Annotated in this window: 23 protein-coding genes; 10 read left to right on the top strand and 13 right to left on the bottom strand. The window is 71.7% G+C overall.

From position 1 onward, the window contains the following. Nucleotides 1–4 precede the first annotated feature (4 nt). The 4 genes from ME121_RS19600 (at nt 5) to repB (ending at nt 4002) form a co-directional block, all read left to right on the top strand. A complete protein-coding gene (locus ME121_RS19600; RefSeq protein WP_012329646.1) occupies nt 5–229 on the top strand; it encodes a hypothetical protein in 225 nt (74 codons plus the stop codon). Nucleotides 230–410: 181 nt separating this feature from the next. After that, nucleotides 411–1541: a replication initiation protein RepC gene (gene repC, locus ME121_RS19595; RefSeq protein ID WP_059409472.1), complete on the top strand. Its 1131-nt coding sequence runs from the start codon at nt 411–413 to the stop codon at nt 1539–1541. Nucleotides 1542–1768: 227 nt separating this feature from the next. Beyond that, nucleotides 1769–2995, top strand: coding sequence for a plasmid partitioning protein RepA (repA, locus tag ME121_RS19590; protein ID WP_024827318.1), 1227 nt, complete (start codon nt 1769–1771; stop codon nt 2993–2995). Beyond that, nucleotides 2980–4002, top strand: a complete 1023-nt coding sequence (repB, locus tag ME121_RS19585; protein ID WP_306419124.1) for a plasmid partitioning protein RepB — start codon at nt 2980–2982, stop codon at nt 4000–4002. Before repA ends, repB begins: the two co-directional genes overlap by 16 nt. A gap of 1075 nt (nt 4003–5077) precedes the next feature. Here the strand turns inward: repB and ME121_RS19580 are convergent. From ME121_RS19580 to ME121_RS19555, 6 genes are all read right to left on the bottom strand, one after another. Beyond that, nucleotides 5078–5350: a hypothetical protein gene (locus ME121_RS19580; RefSeq protein WP_012329650.1), complete on the bottom strand. Its 273-nt coding sequence runs from the start codon at nt 5348–5350 to the stop codon at nt 5078–5080. A gap of 383 nt (nt 5351–5733) precedes the next feature. Further along, on the bottom strand, nt 5734–6762 hold the full coding sequence (locus ME121_RS19575; protein WP_029358926.1) for an amidohydrolase family protein: 1029 nt from the start codon (nt 6760–6762) through the stop codon (nt 5734–5736). 155 nt (nt 6763–6917) lie between these two features. Further along, nucleotides 6918–8057, bottom strand: coding sequence for an NHL repeat-containing protein (locus ME121_RS19570; protein ID WP_012329652.1), 1140 nt, complete (start codon nt 8055–8057; stop codon nt 6918–6920). Between the two features lie 158 nt (nt 8058–8215). After that, a complete protein-coding gene (locus tag ME121_RS19565; protein ID WP_053622042.1) occupies nt 8216–8812 on the bottom strand; it encodes a thiamine pyrophosphate-dependent enzyme in 597 nt (198 codons plus the stop codon). Continuing rightward, nucleotides 8800–9336 carry a thiamine pyrophosphate-binding protein gene (locus tag ME121_RS19560; RefSeq protein WP_029358924.1) on the bottom strand — a complete coding sequence of 179 codons (537 nt, stop codon included), beginning with the start codon at nt 9334–9336 and terminating at the stop codon, nt 8800–8802. Before ME121_RS19560 ends, ME121_RS19565 begins: the two co-directional genes overlap by 13 nt. A gap of 142 nt (nt 9337–9478) precedes the next feature. Further along, nucleotides 9479–10444 (bottom strand): LysR substrate-binding domain-containing protein, encoded by a 966-nt coding sequence (locus ME121_RS19555; RefSeq protein WP_059409474.1) that lies wholly within the window; start codon nt 10442–10444, stop codon nt 9479–9481. A 272-nt stretch (nt 10445–10716) separates the two neighbouring features. On the opposite strand from ME121_RS19555, the gene ME121_RS19550 reads away from it, so the two are divergent. The 4 genes from ME121_RS19550 (at nt 10717) to ME121_RS19535 (ending at nt 14513) form a co-directional block, all read left to right on the top strand. After that, entirely contained in the window at nt 10717–12024 is a 1308-nt protein-coding gene (locus tag ME121_RS19550) for an MFS transporter (RefSeq protein WP_029358921.1), read from the top strand. A gap of 3 nt (nt 12025–12027) precedes the next feature. Continuing rightward, nucleotides 12028–12936: an ABC transporter substrate-binding protein gene (locus ME121_RS19545; protein ID WP_012329657.1), complete on the top strand. Its 909-nt coding sequence runs from the start codon at nt 12028–12030 to the stop codon at nt 12934–12936. 173 nt (nt 12937–13109) lie between these two features. Then, nucleotides 13110–13889, top strand: a complete 780-nt coding sequence (locus ME121_RS19540; protein WP_043074698.1) for an alpha/beta fold hydrolase — start codon at nt 13110–13112, stop codon at nt 13887–13889. A gap of 210 nt (nt 13890–14099) precedes the next feature. Next, nucleotides 14100–14513, top strand: coding sequence for a thioesterase family protein (locus tag ME121_RS19535; RefSeq protein WP_012329659.1), 414 nt, complete (start codon nt 14100–14102; stop codon nt 14511–14513). A gap of 118 nt (nt 14514–14631) precedes the next feature. On the opposite strand, the gene ME121_RS33840 is transcribed toward ME121_RS19535, so the two are convergent. The 5 genes from ME121_RS33840 to ME121_RS19510 all read right to left on the bottom strand — a co-directional run bounded on the left by ME121_RS33840 (nt 14632) and on the right by ME121_RS19510 (nt 18895). Next, nucleotides 14632–14901: a helix-hairpin-helix domain-containing protein gene (locus ME121_RS33840; protein WP_234742334.1), complete on the bottom strand. Its 270-nt coding sequence runs from the start codon at nt 14899–14901 to the stop codon at nt 14632–14634. 654 nt (nt 14902–15555) lie between these two features. Then, a complete protein-coding gene (locus ME121_RS19525; protein WP_058606882.1) occupies nt 15556–16503 on the bottom strand; it encodes a PDR/VanB family oxidoreductase in 948 nt (315 codons plus the stop codon). 14 nt (nt 16504–16517) lie between these two features. Beyond that, a complete protein-coding gene (locus ME121_RS19520; RefSeq protein WP_012329662.1) occupies nt 16518–17087 on the bottom strand; it encodes an MOSC domain-containing protein in 570 nt (189 codons plus the stop codon). Continuing rightward, nucleotides 17084–17473 carry a RidA family protein gene (locus tag ME121_RS19515; RefSeq protein WP_024827311.1) on the bottom strand — a complete coding sequence of 130 codons (390 nt, stop codon included), beginning with the start codon at nt 17471–17473 and terminating at the stop codon, nt 17084–17086. Before ME121_RS19515 ends, ME121_RS19520 begins: the two co-directional genes overlap by 4 nt. A gap of 93 nt (nt 17474–17566) precedes the next feature. Next, nucleotides 17567–18895 (bottom strand): MFS transporter, encoded by a 1329-nt coding sequence (locus ME121_RS19510; RefSeq protein WP_024827310.1) that lies wholly within the window; start codon nt 18893–18895, stop codon nt 17567–17569. 215 nt (nt 18896–19110) lie between these two features. Here ME121_RS19510 and ME121_RS19505 point away from each other — a divergent pair, with 215 nt between their 5' ends. Beyond that, nucleotides 19111–19719 (top strand): helix-turn-helix domain-containing protein, encoded by a 609-nt coding sequence (locus ME121_RS19505; protein WP_012329665.1) that lies wholly within the window; start codon nt 19111–19113, stop codon nt 19717–19719. Nucleotides 19720–19780: 61 nt separating this feature from the next. Here the strand turns inward: ME121_RS19505 and ME121_RS19500 are convergent, their stop codons facing one another. Then, nucleotides 19781–20020: an Lrp/AsnC ligand binding domain-containing protein gene (locus ME121_RS19500; RefSeq protein ID WP_012329666.1), complete on the bottom strand. Its 240-nt coding sequence runs from the start codon at nt 20018–20020 to the stop codon at nt 19781–19783. Nucleotides 20021–20116: 96 nt separating this feature from the next. Then, nucleotides 20117–20902, bottom strand: a complete 786-nt coding sequence (locus tag ME121_RS19495; RefSeq protein ID WP_012329667.1) for an alpha/beta fold hydrolase — start codon at nt 20900–20902, stop codon at nt 20117–20119. A 126-nt stretch (nt 20903–21028) separates the two neighbouring features. On the opposite strand from ME121_RS19495, the gene ME121_RS19490 reads away from it, so the two are divergent. Then, complete coding sequence (locus ME121_RS19490; protein ID WP_059409471.1) at nt 21029–21661, top strand: GntR family transcriptional regulator; 633 nt, start codon at nt 21029–21031, stop codon at nt 21659–21661. Nucleotides 21662–21668 lie beyond the last annotated feature (7 nt).

Below are 21668 nucleotides of genomic sequence, written 5' to 3'. Positions count from 1 at the left end.
ACCGATGACCGCAGAGGAACGGCTGGCAGAGCTGAAGGCGGCGGATATTCGCCGTCAGACACGTCGCAGGGAGGCTCTCAAGCAGAAGGGCATGACCCAGCAGAACGTGTGGCTGAAGCCGTCGGTCAAGGCTGTCATCGACCAAGCGATCCAGAACGGTCGGTTCAAGAGCCGCACCGAGGCGATCGAGTGGGCGCTCGCGTCTGCCTTCGAGGAGAAATCGGCATGACGTAACGGGCAAAGCAGAAGGCCCCGAGGCGGGAACCTCGAGGCCTTTGGACCTGACATACCCTGGGATGGGGCGCGACAGGCGATTCGCACCCCCTTTATGCCCCCTCCCCCAGGCCGTCGTCAAGAACACCCTTCGGGGTGAACGGTCCCGCTTTGCCTCCTGAGAGGAGGCGGTTGAGGTGGAGACAGTTCATTCCGGTGGCCGGCCGCTCACGCGCGCCGCGCTCGCCGGTCGGAGACGCGCGCTCGAGGCCGGGCGAACGATCTCGCGCAGGGAGCTCTCGGCCGCCGGCCGGGACGCTGCCAAGGCCCTGCGCCTGCGCCCTGCCCTGCGCGCCATCCTCTCGGCGCTCTGCGCCGTGTGGGGCGAGCAGGAGTGGGAGCGCCTCGTGGTCTGGCCGTCGAACGAGCACCTATGCGGAATGACCGGGCTGTCGGAGCGCGCGCTCCGCTACGGGTTGCGCGACCTCGTGGCCCTGGAGGTCATCACGCCCCGGGACAGCGCGAACGGCAAGCGCTTCGCCATCCGGGCACCGGGCGGCGCCATCATCGACGCTTACGGCTTCGACCTCACGCCGATCGTTGCCCGACAGGGCGAATGGACAGAGGTGCTCGCCGAGGCGACCGCGCGAGAAGTCCGGAGACGTCGGTCGTTCGATCTCCTGACCGTCCGCCGCCGCGCTGTGTCGGAGGCCCTCACCGCCCTCCGCACGCGCTTTCCGAGAACGGACGTGGCCGATCTGCTCGCAGCGCAGGAATCGCTGGAGCTGAGTACGCCGAGCCGCAGAGCGTCGAACGCCGAACCGGATCTCGTCCTTGAGGCTTGGGGGGAACTTCAGATCATGACGGAGGAACGGTTCTATCAAGCCGCCTCTGCCGGCATATCCAGCCGCCACTTAGAACAAGACACCGGATCTCCTACCGATCCTTGTGCAAGGGCTCCCGAGAAGGAGCCTGGGCCAATCCACCTGCCCGAACCGGGTCTCATCGCGGCTGCCTGCCCGGTGGCTGGTGAATTCGGCGTTAAACTCAGAACGGAGGCGGACGTCATCGAGGTCGGCCGTCTGATGCGGGGCGGGATCGGGGCGCATCCCTCCGCCTGGGGTGAGGCCTGTGAGGCCCTCGGTCCGTTCCGGGCCTCGGTGCTCGTACTGATCGTCGCGCAGCTGCACGACGACGACGTGCGGCGGGGTGAGATTCGAATCCGGAATCCGGGGGGCTACTTCAGGCAGCTCGTCCGCCTGTGTTCCGAAGGTCGCTACGGACTCGAAGCCGAACTCATGGCGATGCGGCGGAGGAAGATGACGTGAGCCGAGCGGGCTGGTGGCCGGCTCCCGCGCGTCGCGGACCGGTATCGGTGTGGGGCGACGTTCCCACCCGCGTCCCCTGCCCTGCTTTCAGGAGGCGCATTCAGGAATCGTCCGCCGCGCAGGGCCCGGCCGCCCGGGGCTGGACAGGTCCGCGCGAATCGGGCTCATCCTATCGCTTGCGGTGATCTGGGCATTTCAACCGTTTCACCGTGAACGAGATAGGGCCGATGAACCAGCATCTCTCCGGCGGGCGGCTCGTGCCTGCGCCAAATCAGACCGCCGGCGACGATGCTCGGCTGCTCGGTGCGAAACTGCGGGAGATCGCGTCCGTCGTGTTCTCGCCGTCCGAGGCCAAGACGCTCCGGCGTTTCACCTCCGGTGAGGTCGCGCGCATCCTGGGCGTCACCGACAGCCGAATCCGGCAACTCTCCCCCGACCTTCTCGTCTCCGAGCCCGAGGTCGCGCCGGGTGGACGACGGATGTACACGCTGGCCGACATCCACGCCCTGCGCGCGCATCTCGATGAAATCGACCGCGTGGGACGCCGCTACCTGCCACACCGCGATGCCGACCGAGGTGAGCATCTGCAGATCATCGCCTGCGTCAACTTCAAGGGCGGTTCAGGCAAGACAACGACCGCCGCGCATCTCGCCCAGTCGCTCGTGCTGCGCGGCTACCGCGTGCTCGCGGTCGACCTCGACCCGCAGGCCAGCCTCTCCACGCTGCTCGGCGTCCGACCCGAGAACGAGCGCGAGCCCTACCGCACCATCTATGATGCAATCCGCTACGGCGAGGAGCGGTGCGGCCTCGGCGCGGTCATCCGGCCGACCTACTTCACGGGACTGGACCTGGTGCCGGCCGATCTGGAACTTGAGGTTTTTGAGTTCGAGGCGCCCAACCACATGGCGCGGCGGAAGGCGAACGATCCCGAGCCGCCGTTCTTCGTGCGGGCCGGACTCGCACTGGAGGAGGTCGCGGATCGCTACGACGTCGTCGTGATCGATTGTCCGCCGCGCCTCGGCTACCTCACCATCGCGGCTCTGTGCGCGTCGACCTCGCTCCTCATCACGATCCATCCGCAGATGCTCGACGTCTCGAGCATGCGCCAGTTCCTCACGATGATGGACGAGCTGATGGAGCCGGTGCGTGAGCAGGGGGGCGTGCGCACCCACGACTGGTTCCGCTACCTCGTCACGCGCTTCGAGCCGCAGGACACCCCGCAGACCGAGGTGGTCGCGATGTTGCGCGGCCTGTTCGGCGAGCGCGTTCTGACCAAAGCCATGCTGCAGTCGGCCGCGGTTTCGAACTCGGGCCTGCGCGGCCAGACCGTGTATGAAACACCGCTTCGTCGCGACGAGGTGACGGGTTCGACCTACCGCCGCGCGCTCGACGCGCTCGACGCGGTCAACAGTGAGATCGAGACCTTGATCGCACGTGCATGGGGCCGGGTATGAGCCAGAAGAAGCGCCTGAGCGCGATCATGGGCGCGCCGATCCAGACGGATGTGGCTTCGCCCGCGCATCCCGATTCTTCAACGGCTTACCCCCCTGTGACAGGTGTCACACCCCCTCCCCCGGTGGCGGAGAAGCGGCCCGCGGCGGCGCGCTCGATCGCCGCCATGTGGGCGGCGGCCCGTCCTGTAGCCGCGCAGGACGGGGCCGTGGTGGAACTCGATCCGGGTCTGTGTGAGCCATCCGCCATCGCCGACCGGGTGCCCGACGCGACGGACGCGACGTTCGAGGCCTTCGTGGATCAGATCCGGGAGGAGGGCCAGCATACCCCGATCCTCGTTCGCCGGCATCCGACCAAGCCCGACCGCTACGAGATCGCTTACGGGCGGCGACGGACGCGGGCGGCGACGGCGCTGGGCAAGCCCGTGCGCGCCGTCGTGCAGGACCTGACCGACGCCGAGCTCGTGATCGCACAGGGCTCAGAGAATCTGGCGCGCGAGGATCTCAGCTACATCGAGCGTGCCCATTTCGCCCGGAACATGGAGCGGGCCGGCATCGCGCGCGACCTGATCCTGAAGGCGATGGCCGTGCATCGGACCGAGCTCGACCGCTATCTCGACATCGCGGAGAGCATCCCTGCCCCGGTTCTGACGATCATCGGTCCGGCCCCGAAGGTCGGTCGTCCGCGCTGGCTGACGCTCGCCGACCGGATCCGAGCGGCGAGCCCGGAGCGGATCGCCGCCGTCCTCGCCTCGCCGAAGCTGGTCGGCAGACCCTCCGATGAGCGCTTCGCCGTGATCCTGACCGAACTCGCCGCGCCGCAGCCGCAGAAGGCGAAGCCGAAGGCCGAGACGCTGAAGGATCCCAGAGGCCTGAAATTCGCCCGCGTAGAGCGGAGCACGACCGGTCTGCGCCTGACGCTCGATGAGTCGATCGCGCCCGGCTTCGGTGATTACCTGGCCGACCGGTTGCCCGAACTCCTCGCAGCCTATCGAACGAGCCGAGGCTGACCACCCCAGGCGCCGCAGACCGAGGCGGCGTTGGGGAGATCTGGAGATCGGCTGTGCCGGATGCACAGCCGATCTCCCGAAGCTTTGCCGGCGACGATGGCGGAAGCCGCACCGAGCGTCTTCTCTCCGAGTGACGCGCGGCCGCATGGCCGGTCAGGATCAGCGCCGTGATGTCTCCGACGGGCGCGATCGTTCCGCGCCTGGTCGCAAAGGGGATCGCGCCCTCACCGCTCGCCGGAAGGCGGTTCGCCCGGAGGGGAGGGCGCTGCGCCGACGAGCGCCGGACGCGCAGGGGATGCCCGGACACGTCGGCCGTCGCCGATCTCGAGGGCCGGATCATCGGGCGGCGGCCCCTCCGATTCGAGGGGAGGGCCTCACCGATTGGTTGGCCGGAGCGGCTCCCGATATCGGACAACGGGCTGCTGCATTGGCCGCTCGGGTGAGGTGCGTCGGCCCGATCCCTGGCGCATTTCCGGTGGAGCCGGCCTTCGCGGTGGTTAGCTGCGGGAGAGCCTGAGAACTGGCGCCGCGCGGTCTCTCGACGCCGGCACGGCGAGGCTTCGGAGGGCAGGGGGCGCCAACGGCCGATGCGCCGGAGCGCGATCTCCGACGGCGGCCGGGAGGAGCTGCCGACCCCGTCTTCGGCCTCTTGGGCGACCCCCGACCCGGGGAGGCGACGGTGCTCGCCGCGACGCCGGAAGCTGACCCCGGACGCGGAGGGGCGGTCGTTCAGGGATTGTTAGCCATGTTCCGCGACCCGCCGTGCCGCTCGGAAGCCGGCCACGATCATCGAGGCGCACACGCCCGGGGTAGGGCACCGTGACGACATCCGTGGCCGCGCCTTCGGAATCACACCCGTCGAAGGGGCCTGCTGACGGCTGCGCGACGCGCCCGGATTCTCGGGACCTGTCGCGGCACGGCGCGGGTCGGTGACGCCGGCCGTGTCGTATCCTGGGCCGGCAGGGCAGGGGGACATCCGTCTGGCCACTGCCCACGGCTGGACCCTCCTTCCGGCGGCCGCTCTCGGTCGGGCCGTCAACTGAGCCACGGCGGCTGATTCCGACGCACGGGTGCCTCAGTCCACGCCGCAGGCGAGGATGGCGCGCCGCCGCCGCTCGGCATCCTCCCGGGCCGCCGCCTGCCAGCTTTCCTCGGGCGGCGTGATCTCGACCGTGTCCTGGTCTCGGGCAGGCCGCTCGCCCGGCAGATAGAGGCTGCGCGGGTCGGCGGGCAGGGCACCTGTCGTCTCGGGATCGTCGCCGCAGTTTCCGCCCGGCCGACCAGTCTGGGCGAGGGCGGGACCAGCGCACACAATCATGACCGACGTGAAGGCGATGAGCGTTCTCATGATCGGTGTCTCGGCATCCAGGCGCGCTAGAGTGATCTCGGCCGGCAGCGGGCTGCGACCGCCCCGGGCCGCCCGGCTTAGCGAAGAGTTCGTTCCAAGGCTTGGCGGCAGCCATGGGCGGCGAGCATGCGACCCCTGAGGGCGTCGCGCTTGACGACGCGGCGCCGGACGGCCAGTGCCGGGGCCACGTGGCGGGGGCGCCCCGGCACTGCAGACCGTGATGGTGTCTGCCAGACGAGCACGGCGGAGTGGGCGGCCGGATACGCGGCCACGCGGGGCTCGCGCAATCGGCGTTCCCGCGTCGGCAGGAAGCCGCCACCGACCCGATAGGGTCCTCCGGTCCCGCCCGATCCCGCGCGTCGTGCCCGGCAGGGCCGGAAGGGCTACGGCGTCACGCCGACTGACCGGAGCCGCTCGGCGAGGCGCGGATACGCGCGCAGCGCGTTCCCGGCATAGATCTTGGCCCGGTCCGCGTCCGGAATCGCGGCGGCCTCGACGTAGCGCTTGGTGTCGTCGTAGGCGTGGCCGGTCTCGGGATCGATCCCGTTCACCGCGCCGACCATCTCGGAGGCGAACAGCACGTTCTCGCGCGGGACGACCTTGAGCAGCAGGTCGATGCCGGGCTGGTGGTAGACGCAGGTATCGAAGAAGACGTTGCGCATCAGCTCGGACAGCGGCGGCCGCTTCGCGTCCTGGGCCAGCCCCCGGTAGCGCCCCCAGTGATAGGGCACGGCACCGCCGCCGTGCGGGATGATCAGGCGCAGCGTCGGGAAGTCCTTGAACAGGTCCGAGGTGACGAACTGCATGAAGGCGGTGGTGTCGCCGTTGATGTAATGCGCGCCGGTCGCGTGGAAGTTGGGATTGGCCGAGGCGCTGACATGCACCATGCCCGGCACGTCGAGCTCGACCATCTTCTCCCAGAGCGGGTACCAGAACCGGTCGGAGAGCGGCGGGTCGGTCCAGTAACCTCCGGACGGGTCCGGGTTGACGTTGCAGCCGACGAAGCCGAGCTCCCGGACGCAGCGCTCCAGCTCGGGTACGCAGGCCTTCGGCGAGACGCCGGGCGATTGCGGCAGCTGGCAGACGCCGACGAAGTTCCGCGGCATCAGGCTCGTCACCCGGTGGATCATGTCGTTCGACACGATCGACCAGTCGAGGCTGGTGCGGGCCGTGCCGATATGGTGGCCCATCCCGCCGGCCCGCGGCGAGAACAGCGCCAGGGAGATGCCGCGCTCGGACTGGAGCTTGAGCTGCCGCCCGCTCACGCTGGCGCGCACCGCGTCGTCGCTGACCCGCAGGTCCGACGGCGCGGGGGACTGGCCCGGGTCGTTGAGCGCGCCGATCTGGCGCTTGCGCCAGTCCAGCAGGGCGGCCGGCTCGGTGGTGTAATGCCCGTGGCAGTCGATGACCAAACCCGTGTAGCGCGACGGCTCGGCACGCGCCGCGCCGGCCGTCATCGCCGCCGCTCCCAGCCCGGCGAGGCGGCCCATGAAGCCGCGGCGGGGCAGGCAGCACGCGCACCGGGCGCCGGCGTCCGGTCCGCCCGTTCCATGATCCGCCGCGCCGATCATCGCGCGCCGTCCTCCGGCAGGGCGGCGCGCTTGCGCAGCACCATGTCGCCCCGGAACAGGAACTTCTGCGCCCGCTTCCCGGTGTCGACCTCGGTGGTGAAGACGTTGCCCTTGGAGTCGATGGCGAGGTTGTGGACCCAGTGGAAGTCGCCGGCCATCCGGCCGTTGCGGCCGAAGCGGCCGAGGACCTCGCCGGTGTCGCGGCTCAGGGTGCGAACCTCGTTGTTGGCCCCGTCGGCGTTGAGCAGGTAGGTCTGGCGCTCGTCCGGCCACAGGGCGAGTTCCCAGACCGAGCCGTTGGCCCGGGTGTTCTTCTCGACGAACATCTCCTTCACGAAGGTGCCGTCCTTCCTGAACACCTGGATCCGGTCGTTGGTCCGGTCGCAGACGTAGACGAGGCCGTCGCGGGCGATCTGCACGCAGTGCACCGGGTTGGCGAATTGCTGGGACGGGGCCGCCGCCGGATCGTAGGGGCCGAGCTTGTCGTCGGTCGGCGGCTTGCCGTAGGCCCCCCACATCCGCTTGAACGCGCCGGTCTCCGCGTCGAACACGATGACGCGGTGATTGTAGTAGCCGTCGGCCACGTAGAGCTCGTTCGTCTCCGGATCGACCATCATGCCGGCCGGTTTGCCGAGGCGGCTCGTGTCCCGGCTGTCGGTCTGCGGCCCCTGCTTGCCGATCTGCAGGACGAACTTGCCGTCCGGCGTGAATTTCAGGATCTGGCCGTCGGTGTCGCCGTTGCCGGCGAGCCAGACGAAGCCCTTGTGGTCGATGTGGATGCCGTGCTCGTTCTGGGGCCATTGATAGCCCTCGCCCGGGCCGCCCCAGGACTTCACCAGGCGCCCGGCCTGATCGAAGACGAGGACCGGCGGTGCCGGCTTGCAGCATCGGGTGCGGGGCGGATCGAGGCTCGCGGCCTTCTCGTCGTCGGTGAGGGTGCGCGGCCGCTGGATGACCCAGACATTGTCCTGCGCGTCGACCGCGACACCCGCCGCCTGGCCCATGATCCAGTCGTTCGGCAGGCGCTGCGGCCAGGCCGGATCGACCTCGAAGCGCAGCGGCTCCTCGGCGACGGCGGGACCGGCGAATGTCAGGGCGGCCGCAGCCGTCAGCTGACGCAGCACGCGTCGCAGCATCTCGGTTTCCTCTCCCGGCTTTTATTCAATTCGCAGCACCATCAGAGGCTGAAAGGCGGGCCTCGTCCAGCATCGAGCAGCATATCCGGGTGACATCGCGCGACGCTTCCGCCGGGATGTTCCCGGTCGCGCGGTCCCGGCCGCCGCCGGGGCGCGCTCTAGGAAGTCGGGTAGCCGAGCGCGGCCCGGAAGCGGTTCTTGACGTGGACGCCGTCCCGCGGCGGCAGGACGCGCGGTGGGTTCTCGGGACGGATCTTGATCGCCGCGAAGGTCAGGCCCGCCCGGGCGGCGACCCGGTCGCGGAGGGTGTCGAGGCCGGCGCTGTCGGCGATCGCCCGGCTCCACGGGAAGCCGCAGGCCTCCGCGACCCGCTCGAGCGCCAGGCCGCGGCCGGCGTGGCTCGCCTGCATGCCGGTCTCGCCGTAATGGCCGTTGTCGAGGACCGCGACGGTCAGGTTCGGCGGTCGCTGCAGGGCGATCGTCGCGAGCCCGCCGAGCCCCATCAGCATCTCGCCGTCGCCGGTGATCACCAGGACGGGTCGCGCCGGCTGGGCGACGGCGAGGCCGAGGCCGACCGTGGCGGCCGAGCCCATCGCCGCCCACAGGTAGTAGTTTCCGGGATGGTCGCCCGCCGCCATAACGTCGTAGGAGGGCGAGCCGAGCCCGGTGATGACCAGCAGATCGTCCCGGCCGGCCAGGAGCCGCGCCACGGCCTCCCGGCGCTCCAGCGGCCCGCCCGCGCTCACTTCAGCCACGACTTCTCTCCGATCAGTCGCTGCCCCAGCAGCAGGGCGCAGGCGGCGTTGCCCTCGAACGCCATGGTGGCGGCGCCGTGCAGGAGCGGCGCGACGGCGTCCGGCGCGTCGGCCCGCCACGTCATCACGCCCATGAGCTTCAGGGATGCCTCGGTGGCCTGCCCCATGGGGTTCTGCCAGGGATTGAACTCGGCCCAGTCGCCGCGCATCGTGACGACCATGAGGAGCGGGAAGCCGCCGCAGGCCGGCAGCGCCAGGGTGTTGATGCAGTTGCCGACCCCGCTCGATTGCAGCAGCAGCGCCCCGCGCTGCCCGCCGAGCCAGGCTCCCGCGAGGTAGCCGATCCCTTCCTCTTCCGTGGTCAGCACGACGGCGTTGAGATCCGGGTCGGCCTCGGCGAGGCGGATCGCGGTCGCGTGCCCCGCGTCGGGCACGTAGGCCACGTGCCGGACGCCCGCCGTCTTGAGTCCGCGGAAGACGTCGCGGCGCCAGTCCGCCGCGTGGTCCGGTTCCTGGCCCGTCATCGCCCCCCTCATCCCTGCCGCCCTGACCCGTCGGTCGTGGCCGACCCCCGCCGGTTCGGGATGGATCGTAGAGGCGCCGGCCCGGCCCGGGCCAATAGCAATCGGCGAAACGAGAGATGCCGCGGATGTCTAGCTCGGGCGGCTAGGCTCGAGCGTCCCGGCCGGACGCGTGGGCCGCCCGCGACGCGTCCAGCACCTGGCCCATCCAGACGCCGCGCGCGGCGAGATCGGCCGCGATCCCGATCACCGTCTCGCCCACGAGGCGCGCGGCGCGGCTCACCGGCCGGTCGGCGGGATAGGCGACGACCAGCTCGCGGGTCGGACTGGGATCGGTGAGCGGCGCCGCCGTGAGGTCGCCCGCCGCCACCATGGCGTGGACCGGCGCCAGCGGCAGCACGGTGGCCCCGATTCCGGCGCGCACCAGGTTGATCAGCGACTGGAACGAGTCCGCCTCGACGACCACGCGGAGCTCGATGCCGGCCCGCCGGGCACAGTCGTGGGCGATGTCGCGCAGCATGTGACCGGGGCTCGGCAGGACGAGGTCCATGCCGGCGAGGCGGGCGAAGGGCACGGGCGCGCCCGGCTCCTCCCGGCCGCCCGGGCCGACGAGGAGCAGCGTCTCGATCATGATCGGGACGATGCGCAGCGTGTGCAGGCGGCGCGGGTTGTACGACACGGCCACGTCGATCTGCCCGCGCTGCAGCCAGTCGAGGATGTGCCCGCTATAGGCCGCGCTCAGCCGGACCGCGAGGTCGGGATGCGTGCGCCGGAGCGCCGTGACGAGCGGCACCGTCACGATCTCGGCGACGGTCGGCGTGGTGCCGACCGAGACCGTGCCCCGGAACGACGTGCGACCGGACGCGACCGTGTCGCGGATCGCCTCCATCTCGGCCATCACGCGGCTCGCGTGCACCAGCACCGCGCGCCCGGTCTCGGTGATGACCATGCCGCGCCCGTGGCGCTCGAATAGGTCGGTACCGAGTTCCTGCTCCAGCTGGCGGATCTGCCGGCTGAGGGCAGGCTGGGCGATGTTGAGCCGGTCGGCCGCCTTGCTGACGCTGCCGAGTTCGGCGACGTGGATCAGCGTTCTGAGCTGCGCAATGTCCATGGCGATCCACGCGGCGGCCGGGTCCTGCAGCATTACCGGCCGGGCTCCGGGCGCGTTCCCCGGCCGATCGCGACCGCGCGCCGGTATCGTCCCGGGCGATAGCAGGTATACCGAAAGGGTCTTACCGTTGACCGCCGCCGCGGCTCGATAAGGGGTCCGCACGTCCGAGTCTCCCGGACCGAAGCGCCGGGCCTCGGACCCACACCTGCAGGCACGACGACCGCCCGGCGCGTCCGGGCGGCGATCGCCGCCGCGGTCAACGAGGATGCGCCATGATCGGCTCGCGCAGGTTCGCGGTCTACGGGGGCCTCTTCCTGCTCACCTTCGTGAGCTACGTCGACCGCGTGAACCTCTCGGTCGCGGCGGCACCGATCGCCGCCACGTTCAGGCTGTCGCCGATCCAGCTGGGCTACGTGTTCTCGGCGTTCCTCTGGACCTACGTGCTGCTCCTCATCCCGATGGGCATCGCTGCCGACCGGTTCGGCGGCCGCACCCTCACGGCCGCCGCGCTGGCCGTCTGGTCGCTGGCGGCGGTCTGGACCGGGCTCGCCGCCTCGCTGCCGGCCCTGTACCTGGCCCGGCTGGCGCTCGGGGCCGGCGAGGCGGCGAACTATCCCGCCGGCGGCCACATCGCCTGCGCCTGGGCCCCGCGGGACGAGCGGGGCCTCGCCACCGCCTGCCTGAACAGCGGGTCCTACGCGGGGCTGTGCCTCGGGGCGCCCCTCGTCGGCTGGCTCGTCACGGTCTTCGGCTGGCGGGAATCGTTCTGGATCGCCGGCGGCCTCGGGCTCGTCCTGGCCGCCGCGTGGTTCGCCCTGTACCGGGCGCCGGAGGCGGCCGCGTGGCTGACCGACGCGGAGCGCGCCCACATCCTGAGCCGTCGCGGCCCGCAGGGGCGGACCGCGGGCGCGGCGTCCGGCCTGCCCGTCACGCGTCTGCTGCGCAGCCCGTCGATGTGGGCGCTCGCGATCACGCAGGGCTGCACCGTCTACACCAGCTACCTGTTCATGACCTGGCTGCCGAACTACCTCGCGGTGAGCCGCGGCCTCGACGTGCTGAAGAGCAGCCTGTTCACCGCGATCCCCTACGGCATCGCCGCGCTGGTCGGCCTCGCCGTGGGCGCCCTGAGCGACCGGCTCCTGCGCCGGCCCGGAGCGACGCCCGCCGACCGGCGCAAGCTGATCGCCGGACTCCTCCTCGCCTCGTCGGTCATCCTCGCCACGCCGCTCGTCCAGCCGGTCTGGCTCATCCTCTGCCTGTTCGGAGTGTCGCTGAGCTGCGTCGGGACCGTGGCCGGCCTCAACATCGCCCTCACCGCCGACCTCCTGGAGGACGGCGCCGCCAACGGCGCGGCCGTCAGCCTGCTCATCGTCGGCGGGAACACGTTCGGCCTCGCCGCCCCCATCGTCACCGGCTACGTCGTGGCGGGCACCGGCGGCTTCGCCGGCGCGTTCCTGATCGCGGGCGCGCTGCTCCTGGCGGGGGCGCTGATCGTCCTGCTCGGCGCGCGCCGTCCGATCCGCGGGGCGGCCCCGCCGCTGCCCGCCGCGCCGGTTCCCCTGCGCGCCGCGAGCCGCTGACCGATGACCGGGCTCACCTTCGCGGCCGTGTCGCGGAACTACTTCAACCTCCCGGTCTGGATCGCGCAGCACGCCGGCCTGTTCGCCGAGGAGGGCCTCACCGTGGCGATCGAGCTCCACGAGGGCGTCGATGCCGTGACCGAGCGGTTGCGCGACGGGCGGGTCGACCTCGCCTACGGCATCACCGAGCACGTCGTCCTCGACCGGGAGGCCGGGGGCCACCTCACGATCGTGGGCGGCAACGTCAACAAGCTGCCGTTCTCCCTGATCGCCCGCCCGGAGATCCGGGACGTGTCGGGCCTGCGCGGCAAGGTGATCGGCGTCTCGTCCCTGGAGGCAGGCAGCTCGTCCCTGGTGATGAAGCTGCTCGCCGCCCGCGGGCTCACCTATCCCGGCGACTACGCGTTGCGGGCCGTCGGACCCATCCTGGCGCGCTGGGAGCTGCTCCAGAGCGGCGCGATCGACGCCGGCCTGCAGGGGGCCCCGCTCGACGCCGTCGCGATCGACGCGGGTTTCAGCGTCGTGTGCGACCCCCGCGCGGACGTTCCGGACTTCCAGTTCACGTCCCTGAACGTCGACGCGCGCTGGGCCGCGGAGAACGCGGCGATCCTCACGCGCTTCCTGCGGGCGTTCGTGCGCGCCCACGCGCTGTTCTACCGGGATCCGGACACCGCGACCCGCGTCGCGGCGATCGAGACCGGCGTGGCGCCCGCCTACCTCGCCAGGGCGTGGCAGACCTACACGGACGAAGCGATCTTCCCCCGCGACGGCGACGCGAGCACGGCCGCGGTCCAGGCCCTGATCGAGGTCAGCGCGCTGATCCGCGCGTTGCCGAACCGCCGTCATTCGGAGGCGGACCGCTACATCGACCGGCGCTACCTGCGCGCGGCGCACCGCTCCTTGTCGTCGTGACGCTCGCACCCGCCTGAGACCCGGCCCGCCCGACCGGTTGCCGTCCGCCCGGCAGAGCGCGCCGGGGCCCGCGCCGAGAAGTGCGCCTCGCCGGTCACCGGGTGTATCCTTCCCGCGCCGACGGCGAACGGGGACGGGACGTCCCGCACCGACGCGTCCAGACGGAGGCCCCCATGATGACGCGCAGAACGCTGAACCGCGCGCTCGCCGCCAGCGCGGCGGCCGCGCTGCTTTCCGGCGCGGCCGAGGCCCAGGACCCGCCGCGGGCGCGCAACGTCGTGCTGGTGCACGGGCTGTTCGCCGACGGGTCGTGCTGGTCCGAGGTGATCCCGCACCTGCAGGCGGCCGGCCTCACCGTCACCTCCGTGCAGAACCCGCTGACCACCTTCGAGGAGGCGGTGGCCGCGGCGCAGCGCGTGCTGGCACGGCAGGAAGGGCCGACCGTGCTGGTCGGTCACTCATTCTCCGGCATGATCGTGACCGAGGCCGGTATCGACCCGAAGGTCTCGGCCCTGGTCTACGTCGCGGCCCGGGCGCCGGACGCGAACGAGGACTACGCGGCGCTGGCCAGGACCTACCCGACACCGCCCGCCGCGGCCGGAATCGTGTTCGACGGTGACGAGGGGCGCCTGAGCGAGGCAGCGTTCCTGCGGGATTTCGCGGGCGATCTGCCGGCCGAGAAGGCCCGGGTGCTGTTCGCGGTCCAGCAGCCGTTCCGCAAGGCCCTGTTGACGGGACGGACCACCCACGCGGCCTGGCGCTCGAAGCCGAGCTTCTACGCGGTGTCGACCGAGGATCGGACCATCGACCCGGACCTCGAACGGTTCATGGCCAAGCGCATGAACGCGCGGACCGTCGAGCTCAAGGCGAGCCACCTGTCGCTGATCTCGCGCGCTCCGGACATCGCGGACCTCATCCTGGAGGCGGCCGGCCAGCCCCGCCGCCGGCGCTGACCGGGCGCGCTCCGCGGTGCTACGGTGATCCCTTGGCGATCCCTTGGCGATCCCTTGGCGATCCCTTGGCGATCCCTTGGCGATCCCTTGGCGGGTCGAGGGGGGCAGGGGAGGGGAGGGCTGCGTGCGGCGAAGGCCCGAGGCTGGCCGGACGCGGTCGCGCGGCCCTACCTATCGGTGGTCGGGCTGAAACGGATCTGGAGCGCGCGCATGCAGGACATCCCGTTGGGTGCGAAGGGGAGCTTCGCCATGCTGGTCGGGCCGTCACATCTGGCCAGCCAGTTCAAGGACAACATCCTGCCGCCGGTCTTCGCCACGCCGATGATGGTCCTGATCATGGAGAACGCGGCGCTGAACGCCGTTCGCCAATACCTCGATCCCGGTGAGAGCGCCGTCGGAACGAAGGTGGACGTGACCCACATGGCGGCGACGCCGGTCGGCCACCGCGTCCGGGCAGAGGCCGAGGTCGTCGGCGTCGCCGGACGCCAGATCCAGTTCCGCGTCGCGGCCTGGGACGAGACGGAGCAGATCGGGGCCGGGACGCACGAGCGGATGATCGTCGACATCGAGCGGCTCGGCAAACGGCTCGCCGGTAAGCAGGCCGCGCCGTCGCGGCGCGTGTAGTCCGGCGCGGCTCGGCACCGCCGCCGGACGCGCATTCAGGGCGAAGAACGCGCGTCCCCTGGAGGGCTCACTCCTGACGGCTCGGCGGAGCCAAGCTCTGTCCCGAGGATCGCGACGCTCAATCCGGGCGGCCGGCGCCCGCGGCATCGGTCTGCCGCACCGCGACGGCAGCCTTGATCGCCTCGTAATCGGCCTTCTTCAGGACACGCCGGGTCACGAGATCCTCAGGGGACGCGTAGGGCCGGAACGCGATGATCCTGCGTCCGATCATGCCGGCCCCGAGGGCGTTCAACTCCTCGACGGACGCCGTGTTGAGGTCGACGCCCTGACCCGGAGAGGCCGGCGGCTGGCCCGAGCCGGACGCGCTGTCGGCCGGCTGCGGCGGCATCGGCCTCGCCGCCGCCCCGCCCGCGGTCGGAGCATCCGGCGGTACTGCCGGGATAGCCGCCGAGATTGCCGCCGAGGACGGCGGGGGGGCCGCCGCCCCGGTCCGCGGCGCCGGGGCGACGCGCTGGGCAGATCCGGAACTCGGCCCCGGATACACGGAGCGGATGCTCTCTCCCTGGGGATCGATCCCGGATCGGTCCTGCTTGGACACGGGTATCGTCGTGGACGCTTGCCTGTCGCGGCTCGCGTGAGGACGGGGTCCGTAGGAAACCCAGAGGCCCGCCAGGACGACTGCGGCCACCGCCAGACCGGCGCTGATGGACAGCGTGGATCGGCTCATTCTCACGACCTCCTCTTGGCGGGCTGGGGACTGCCCCACGGCGATGGCACGATCGAGGCGGGCTAACCCAGCCCGAGCGGCATCGCCATCCGCCGCGCGAGGTTCGCTGATCCGAATCGTGCGGCGCGCTGGCGCAGCCACCAAACCGGCGCAGTCTCCAGGCTGGAGCGGGCCGTGCGGCGAAGCGGTCGGCCGGAGACGCCGCTCCGGCAGGTGGACGGGCCCGTGATCTGGACCCGCGCGGCCCGGTCCGAGCCTGGAAGGGCGCCCGCGCGAGGCGGTACGTCTGATAATGCCCTTTCGCGGATCCCGTGGTCAGAGGTCGAGTGTCACGGCGTCCCGCGCGCGCGAGACGCAAGCCATCATGCGGCTCCGGCGCTTGGTGAGCGGCAGCACCGCGTCGCGGTGGATGACCGTGCCGTCGCGATAGCCGCACTCGCAGGAGCCGCAGACGCCGAGCTCGCAGGAGGACGGCAGGTCGAACCCCGCGCGGCGCAGGACGGTGAGCAGGGACCGGTCGGCGGGGACGTGGAGCACCTGGCCGGTGGAGGCGATGCGCGCCTCGAACGGCTCCGGCACGAAGCCCTCGTCGCGCAGCGGCTCGAAATGCTCGCTGTGCACCCGCTCGACGGGCCAGCCCCGCGCGACCAGGCCCGTCTGCACCGCGTCCATGAGGCGCCGCGGCCCGCAGGCGTAGACGTGCGTCCCGGCCTCGGCCGGGCCGAGGGCGCCGGGATCGAGGCGCCGCCCCTCGGACCCGAACCAGCAGCTGAGGCGCGGCCCGCAGACCGTCCGCACCTCCGCCAGCAGCGGCGCCTGCCCGGGGGAGGGGGCGCAGAGATGGAACGCGTACTCGGCCCCCGACGCGGAGAGCGCGCGCGCCATGGCGAGCAGGGGCGTCACCCCGATCCCGCCGGCCACGAGCAGGTGGCGGCGGGCGTCGGGCTCGAGGGGGAAGTTGTTGCGGGGCGCGGAGACGTGGGCGAACGCGCCCGGCGCGAGCGTGTCGTGTGCCCAGGCCGAGCCGCCCCGGCCGACCGGCTCCCGCTTGATCGCGATCTCGTAACGGCCCCGGTCGGCCGGGTCGCCGCACAGCGAGTACTGCCGGACCCGACCATCCGGCAGGCGCAGGTCGACGTGGGCGCCGGCCGTCCAGGCGGGGAGTTCCGGGCGCGCGGGATGGACGAGGCTGAGGTGCAGCACCTCCGGCGTCGTCGCGACCGCCTCGGCGACGCGCAGCTTCATGATCAGGCGGGCCGTCATCGCGCGCAGCTCCGTCAGTCCAGCAGCTCGATCGCGTCGCCGGGCCGGATCACGCCGCCGCTCTCGATCCCGCAGTTCAGGCCCGAGCGATTGTAGAGCGGCAGGTAGACCGGCATCCCGAGAAGCTCCTCGAGATAACGGCAGGGGAAGTTGAGGCGCCCACCCCGCAGGATCACGGCGCCGACCCGGAAGCGCCGGCCGACCAAGTGGTTGAGCGGCACGCCGCGCACCGTGAGATTGCGCCGATGATCCCCCGGCAGGAGGCGCAGCGGCCCCTCCTGCAGCGGCGGGTCGTTGCGGTTGAGGGCGTCGAGGGCCTCCTGCTCGATCAGCGTGACCTCGCGCACGTCGGGCTTGGGCGAGTAGGTGCCGGTGCCGAGGAAGTAGCGGTCGCCCTCGATCCCGCGGCCGGCCACGCACACGGCCTCGGACAGCGCCTCCATCTCGAAGCTCGCCGCGGGGGCGATGTGGATGTGGGTCAGGGTGCCAACCCAGCCGGTGGCGCCGCCCGGAACCCGAACGGCGGCCGATCCCGCCGCGTGCGCGAACGCCTCGACCATGCGGGGTGCCGTCTCGCTGGTCATGCGGCCTCCGTGGCAAGCGCGATCGCCTCGATCTCGACCCGGGCGTCGCGCGGCAGGCGCGCGACCTCGACGGTGGAGCGGGCCGGCGCCTCGCCCGGGAAGTGCTCGGCGTAGACCGCGTTCATCGCGGCGAACTCGTTCATGTCCTTGAGGAACACCGTCGTCTTCACGACGCTCGCGAGGCTGGCTCCGCCCGCCTCGAGCACGGCGGCGAGGTTGGCGAGGGAGCGCCGGGTCTGCGCCTCGACCCCCTCCGGGAACGCGCCGGTGGCGGGATCGATCGGCAGCTGTCCGGAGGCGAAGACCAGCCCGCCGGCCCGGATTCCCTGGGCGTAGGGCCCGACTGCCGGGGCGGCCTTCTCGGTGCGGATGGTGTGCTTCGTCATGCGGTCAGTCTCTCGCAGGGTTGTTTCAGATAGTGGACGATAATCCACTCTATGGGAAGCGTCCGAGCGCCTTCGGGACGGCCGGCCGACCGGTCAGTCGATCGGCTTCCGCGCCGTTTCCGGGGCGAGGAGCGTGGCGGTCAGCGTGATGCAGGCGAGGGCGATCAGGTAGACCGAGATCGGCCAAGTCGCGCCGGAGCTCCAGCCCAGCAGGGCCGCGGCGATCAGGGGCGTGAAGCCCCCGCTCAGGGCCGCGCCCACCTGGAAGCCCAGCGAGGCGCCGCTGTAGCGCAGGCGCGCGTCGAACAGCTCGGACATCCAGGCGGCGCCGGTGCCGAACATGATCCCCTGGCCGAAGCTCAGCGCCACCGCGACGGTCAGCGTGATGACCATCGGGTCGCGCGTGTCGAGGAGGGTGAACAGCGGGAACGCGAAGGCGATCGAGAACAGGCAGGCGGCGACGAACAGCGTCCGGCGGCCGTAGCGGTCCGACAGCCAGCCGAAGGCCGGCAGGGTGAAGAGCTCGATCACCGCCGCCACCAGGATCCCGTTCAGGATGATGCTGCGCGACAGCCCGAGCTGGCCGGTCACGTAGGAGATCGAGAACACGGTCACGACGCTGACGTAGGCGATCTCCGAGACCTTGAGGCCCACGGCCTTCAGGAAGGTGCGCGGGTGCTCGGTGAGGATCTCCATGACCGGCAGGCGCGCCACCGCGGATTGCCGCTTCACCCGCTGGAAGGCCGGCGTCTCGTGCAGCCGCAGGCGGATGAACAGCCCGAGGCCGACCAGCAGCGCGCTGGCCAGGAACGGGATCCGCCAGCCCCAGGCGAGGAAGTCCGCCTCCGGCAGGAAGCCGCACAGCGCGAAGGCCCCGATCGACGCGATGACGCCGAGGGGGTAGCCGAGCTGGACGATGCTGCCGAAGAAGCCGCGCCGCTCCGCCGGGACGCTCTCGACCACCATCAGGACCGCGCCGCCCCACTCGCCGCCGATCCCGATGCCCTGGACCAGGCGCAGCGCCACGAGCAGGATCGGGGCCCACAGGCCGATCTGCGCGTAGGTCGGCAGGCACCCGATCAGGAACGTGCCGAGGCCCATGATGATGATGGTCAGCGAGAGCATCGCCTTGCGGCCGATCTTGTCGCCGAAATGCCCGAAGATGACGCCGCCGAGGGGGCGCGCCAGGAAGCCCACCGCGTAGGAGCCGAACGCCGCGATGGTGCCGACCAGCGGGTCGAAGCTCGGGAAGAACAGCTTGTTGAACACGAGCGCCGTGGCCGTTCCGTAGATCAGGAAGTCGTACCACTCGACCGTCGTGCCGATGACGCTCGACCAGACGATCTGGCGCCGGTCGGCGACCGGCACCGGGCCGGCCTCGAGAGCCGGGGACGCCTCAAGGGGCAACGCGGTATCGGCCACGGCACATCCTCCACTGTGATGGATGAAAATCCATTCTTGTGGAGGCAAGCGGCGTGCCAGCCCGGCGCGCAGCGGCCCGGCGGCCGACCCGGCGCGCAGTGCGGCGCGCAGTGCGGCGCAAGGTGCAATTCGGCCGCCCCTGCGTTAGGCGGGGGCGACTCTCTCGGTGCCGCGCCCCGGTCGCGCGGGCCGGTCGCGGGCGCGGATGACGGGGCATGACGGCGAGGACGATCATCGGGGCGGACCCGGCAGCGACGGAGACGTCCCCGCAGATCCACATCGCCGAGGAGATCCGGCGGCGCCGCAGGGAGCAGGGCCTGTCGCTGGAGACGCTGGCGGCGCGCTCGGGGGTCAGCCGCTCGATGATCTCGAAGATCGAGCGCTCCGAGGCCGTGCCGTCGACGGTGGTGCTGTCCCGCCTCGCGGAGGCGCTCGGCGTCACCTTCTCGCGGCTGATGGCGCCCGCGACGGAGCGCGAGATCCTGCTGATCCCGGCGAGCCGCCAGCCGATCCTGCGCGACGAGGCGTCCGGCTACCTGCGGCGCTGCATCTCGCCGGTCCTGCCCGGGCGCGGCATCGACTGGGTGCTCAACACGCTGCCGCCGGGCGCCAGCACCGGCGAGTTCACCGCCCATCGCCGCGGCGTGTCCGAGTACATCTACGTCCTGCGCGGCCGCCTGCGGGCGGTGATCGGCGAGCGCGCGGTCATCATGGAGACCGGCGACAGCCTGTATTTCGAGGCCGATGCCGGGCACGCCTTCACCAACGTCGGCACGGAGGCGTGCGAGTACTTCCTGGTGATCGACCCGTCGCGCGTCCGCTGAGCCGGGCCGCCCCGGACGTCCGCGGCGCGGGGCTTCCGGGCGCCGGTCCCGGTCGGGCGCGTCAGTGGAAGGCCTTGAAGGCGATGATCGTCTCGGAATCCTTCACGCCGTCCAGGCGCAGGAGGAAGTCGTTCACGAACAGCCCGATATCGACGCCGTTGTCCACGTGGAACTTGGCCATGATGTCGAAGCGCCCGGCCGTGGAGTAGATCTCCGACGCGATCTCCATCGCGACGAGCGCGTCGGACACGGCGTAAGTCTTGCCGATCTCGCATTTGATCTGCACGAAAAATGTCTTCATGTCCGTCTCGCTGGATGGCGCGCCGTCGCGGCCGCGCGGATCGGGACCACCGACCCCGCCGGAGCGGCCGAACCTAGCACCGTTCCGCGCGCCCGGTCAGGCGGCGCCCGGCCGGAGAAACGCCAGGACCTCGCTGGCGAACATCTCGGGGGCCTGGAGCTGCGGGACGTGGGCGCAGTCCGGCAGCGTCACGAACCGCGCGTCCGGCAGGCCGGCCGCGAGCTCGCGCGCCATGGCCGGCGGGGTCGCCTCGTCCTCCTCCCCGACGAGCACCAGCGCCGGCGCGCGGATCTCGGAGAGGCGGGCGCGCAGGTCGAGGCCGGCCAGGGCCGCGCAGGCGGCCCGGAACACGTCGACGTCCGTGCGCAGGAAGGCGGCCCGGCGCTCGGCCATTAGGTCCGGGTGCGCGGCCTGGAACGCGGGCGCGAACAGGCGGCGCATGGCCGTGTCGGCGATCGCCGCGAGCCCCTTCTCGGCCGCCGCCCCGGCCATGCCGCGGAACGCGGCCCGGCCGGGCTCCGGGAAGCAGGCGCCGCAATCGGCGAAGACGAGCCGGTCGAAGAGGTCGGGGTGGCGCAGGGCGCAGAGCAGCAGCACGAAGCCGCCGTAGCCGTTGCCCAGCCCGGCCGCCGGCCGGCCCCCGGTCGCCGCGCGCAAGGCCGCGCCGACCCGGTCGGCGACGGCCTCGAGGCCGCCCGGGGCGGGCGCGGAGGCGCCGAATCCGGGCAGGTCGGGGAGGAGGAGCCGGAAGTCGCGGCCGAGCGCCGGGGTGACCCGGTCGAAGCTCGTCCGGTCGGCGAGCAGCGAGTGCAGCAGGACGAGGGGCGGGCCCTCGCCGCACGCGGTCACCGCGACCTGGCCATCCGCGAACATCGCCTGCATCCGAGACCTCCCCCGCCGCCTCTGCCGGCGGCTCCACGACGCTGTCGCATCCGACGCGTTCGCTCGCAATCCGGTTGACGTGATATTTCACGGATGGCAGCATGTGTCGACCGAACGAGGCTGCGCGTGCTGCTCCGAGACAACATCTACGCGGCGATCCGCGCCGACATCCTGGCCTGCATCCTGCGTCCCGGCGCCGAGGTGCGCGAGCAGGAGCTGGCCCAGCGCTACGCCGTGAGCCGGCAGCCGGTCCGGGAGGCACTGCTGCGCCTGGAGCGCGAGCGCCTCGTCACGGTTCACGCCCGCCAGGGATATCAGATCAACGCGATTTCGGTGGCCGACGCCCGCGATCTGCTGCGCATGCGCCTCGCCCTGGAGCCGGCCTGCGCGGCCGAGGCCGCCGCCGGCGCGCCCGATTCCGTCGTGGCGTCCCTCGACGCGTTCCGCACCGTCGCGGACGGCGCCGACTTCATCGCGGAGAACCGCGCGTTCCACATCGCCCTCGCCGAGGCGTCGGGAAACCGCCGCATGGCCGCGACCGTGCGCGACCTCGTCGAGCAGGCCGACCGGCTGGTGCGCGTCAGCCTCGACGGCATCCGCGGGCGCGATCCGGCGCAGCTGGTGGACGAGCACGCCGCCATCATCGACGCCGTGCAACGGCGCGACGGGCGCGGCGCGCGGCGCCTCGTGCGCGCGCACGTCGCCCAGGCCGAGCGCCGCATCCTGACCGCCCTGGAGCGCAGCGCGATCGTCCTCTGAACGAGGC

It is taken from the genome of Methylobacterium sp. ME121 (genome assembly GCF_000974725.1).
Lineage (GTDB): Bacteria > Pseudomonadota > Alphaproteobacteria > Rhizobiales > Beijerinckiaceae > Methylobacterium > Methylobacterium radiotolerans.
The sequence above is the reverse complement of the archived record's forward strand: the minus strand, read 5'-3'. Positions and strand labels throughout refer to the sequence as shown.

Bases quoted from the DNA above. Each gene is read 5' to 3' on its own strand.
- ME121_RS19600 (WP_012329646.1), top strand. From the start codon at position 5: ATGACCGCAGAGGAACGGCTGGCAGAGCTGAAGGCGGCGGATATTCGC.
- repA (WP_024827318.1), top strand. From the start codon at position 1,769: ATGAACCAGCATCTCTCCGGCGGGCGGCTCGTGCCTGCGCCAAATCAG.
- repB (WP_306419124.1), top strand. From the start codon at position 2,980: ATGGGGCCGGGTATGAGCCAGAAGAAGCGCCTGAGCGCGATCATGGGC.
- ME121_RS19580 (WP_012329650.1), bottom strand. From the start codon at position 5,350: ATGAGAACGCTCATCGCCTTCACGTCGGTCATGATTGTGTGCGCTGGT.
- ME121_RS19570 (WP_012329652.1), bottom strand. From the start codon at position 8,057: ATGCTGCGACGCGTGCTGCGTCAGCTGACGGCTGCGGCCGCCCTGACA.
- ME121_RS19560 (WP_029358924.1), bottom strand. From the start codon at position 9,336: ATGACGGGCCAGGAACCGGACCACGCGGCGGACTGGCGCCGCGACGTC.
- ME121_RS19555 (WP_059409474.1), bottom strand. From the start codon at position 10,444: ATGGACATTGCGCAGCTCAGAACGCTGATCCACGTCGCCGAACTCGGC.
- ME121_RS19550 (WP_029358921.1), top strand. From the start codon at position 10,717: ATGATCGGCTCGCGCAGGTTCGCGGTCTACGGGGGCCTCTTCCTGCTC.
- ME121_RS19545 (WP_012329657.1), top strand. From the start codon at position 12,028: ATGACCGGGCTCACCTTCGCGGCCGTGTCGCGGAACTACTTCAACCTC.
- ME121_RS19540 (WP_043074698.1), top strand. From the start codon at position 13,110: ATGATGACGCGCAGAACGCTGAACCGCGCGCTCGCCGCCAGCGCGGCG.
- ME121_RS19535 (WP_012329659.1), top strand. From the start codon at position 14,100: ATGCAGGACATCCCGTTGGGTGCGAAGGGGAGCTTCGCCATGCTGGTC.
- ME121_RS33840 (WP_234742334.1), bottom strand. From the start codon at position 14,901: ATGCCGCCGCAGCCGGCCGACAGCGCGTCCGGCTCGGGCCAGCCGCCG.
- ME121_RS19525 (WP_058606882.1), bottom strand. From the start codon at position 16,503: ATGACGGCCCGCCTGATCATGAAGCTGCGCGTCGCCGAGGCGGTCGCG.
- ME121_RS19520 (WP_012329662.1), bottom strand. From the start codon at position 17,087: ATGACCAGCGAGACGGCACCCCGCATGGTCGAGGCGTTCGCGCACGCG.
- ME121_RS19515 (WP_024827311.1), bottom strand. From the start codon at position 17,473: ATGACGAAGCACACCATCCGCACCGAGAAGGCCGCCCCGGCAGTCGGG.
- ME121_RS19505 (WP_012329665.1), top strand. From the start codon at position 19,111: ATGACGGCGAGGACGATCATCGGGGCGGACCCGGCAGCGACGGAGACG.
- ME121_RS19500 (WP_012329666.1), bottom strand. From the start codon at position 20,020: ATGAAGACATTTTTCGTGCAGATCAAATGCGAGATCGGCAAGACTTAC.
- ME121_RS19495 (WP_012329667.1), bottom strand. From the start codon at position 20,902: ATGCAGGCGATGTTCGCGGATGGCCAGGTCGCGGTGACCGCGTGCGGC.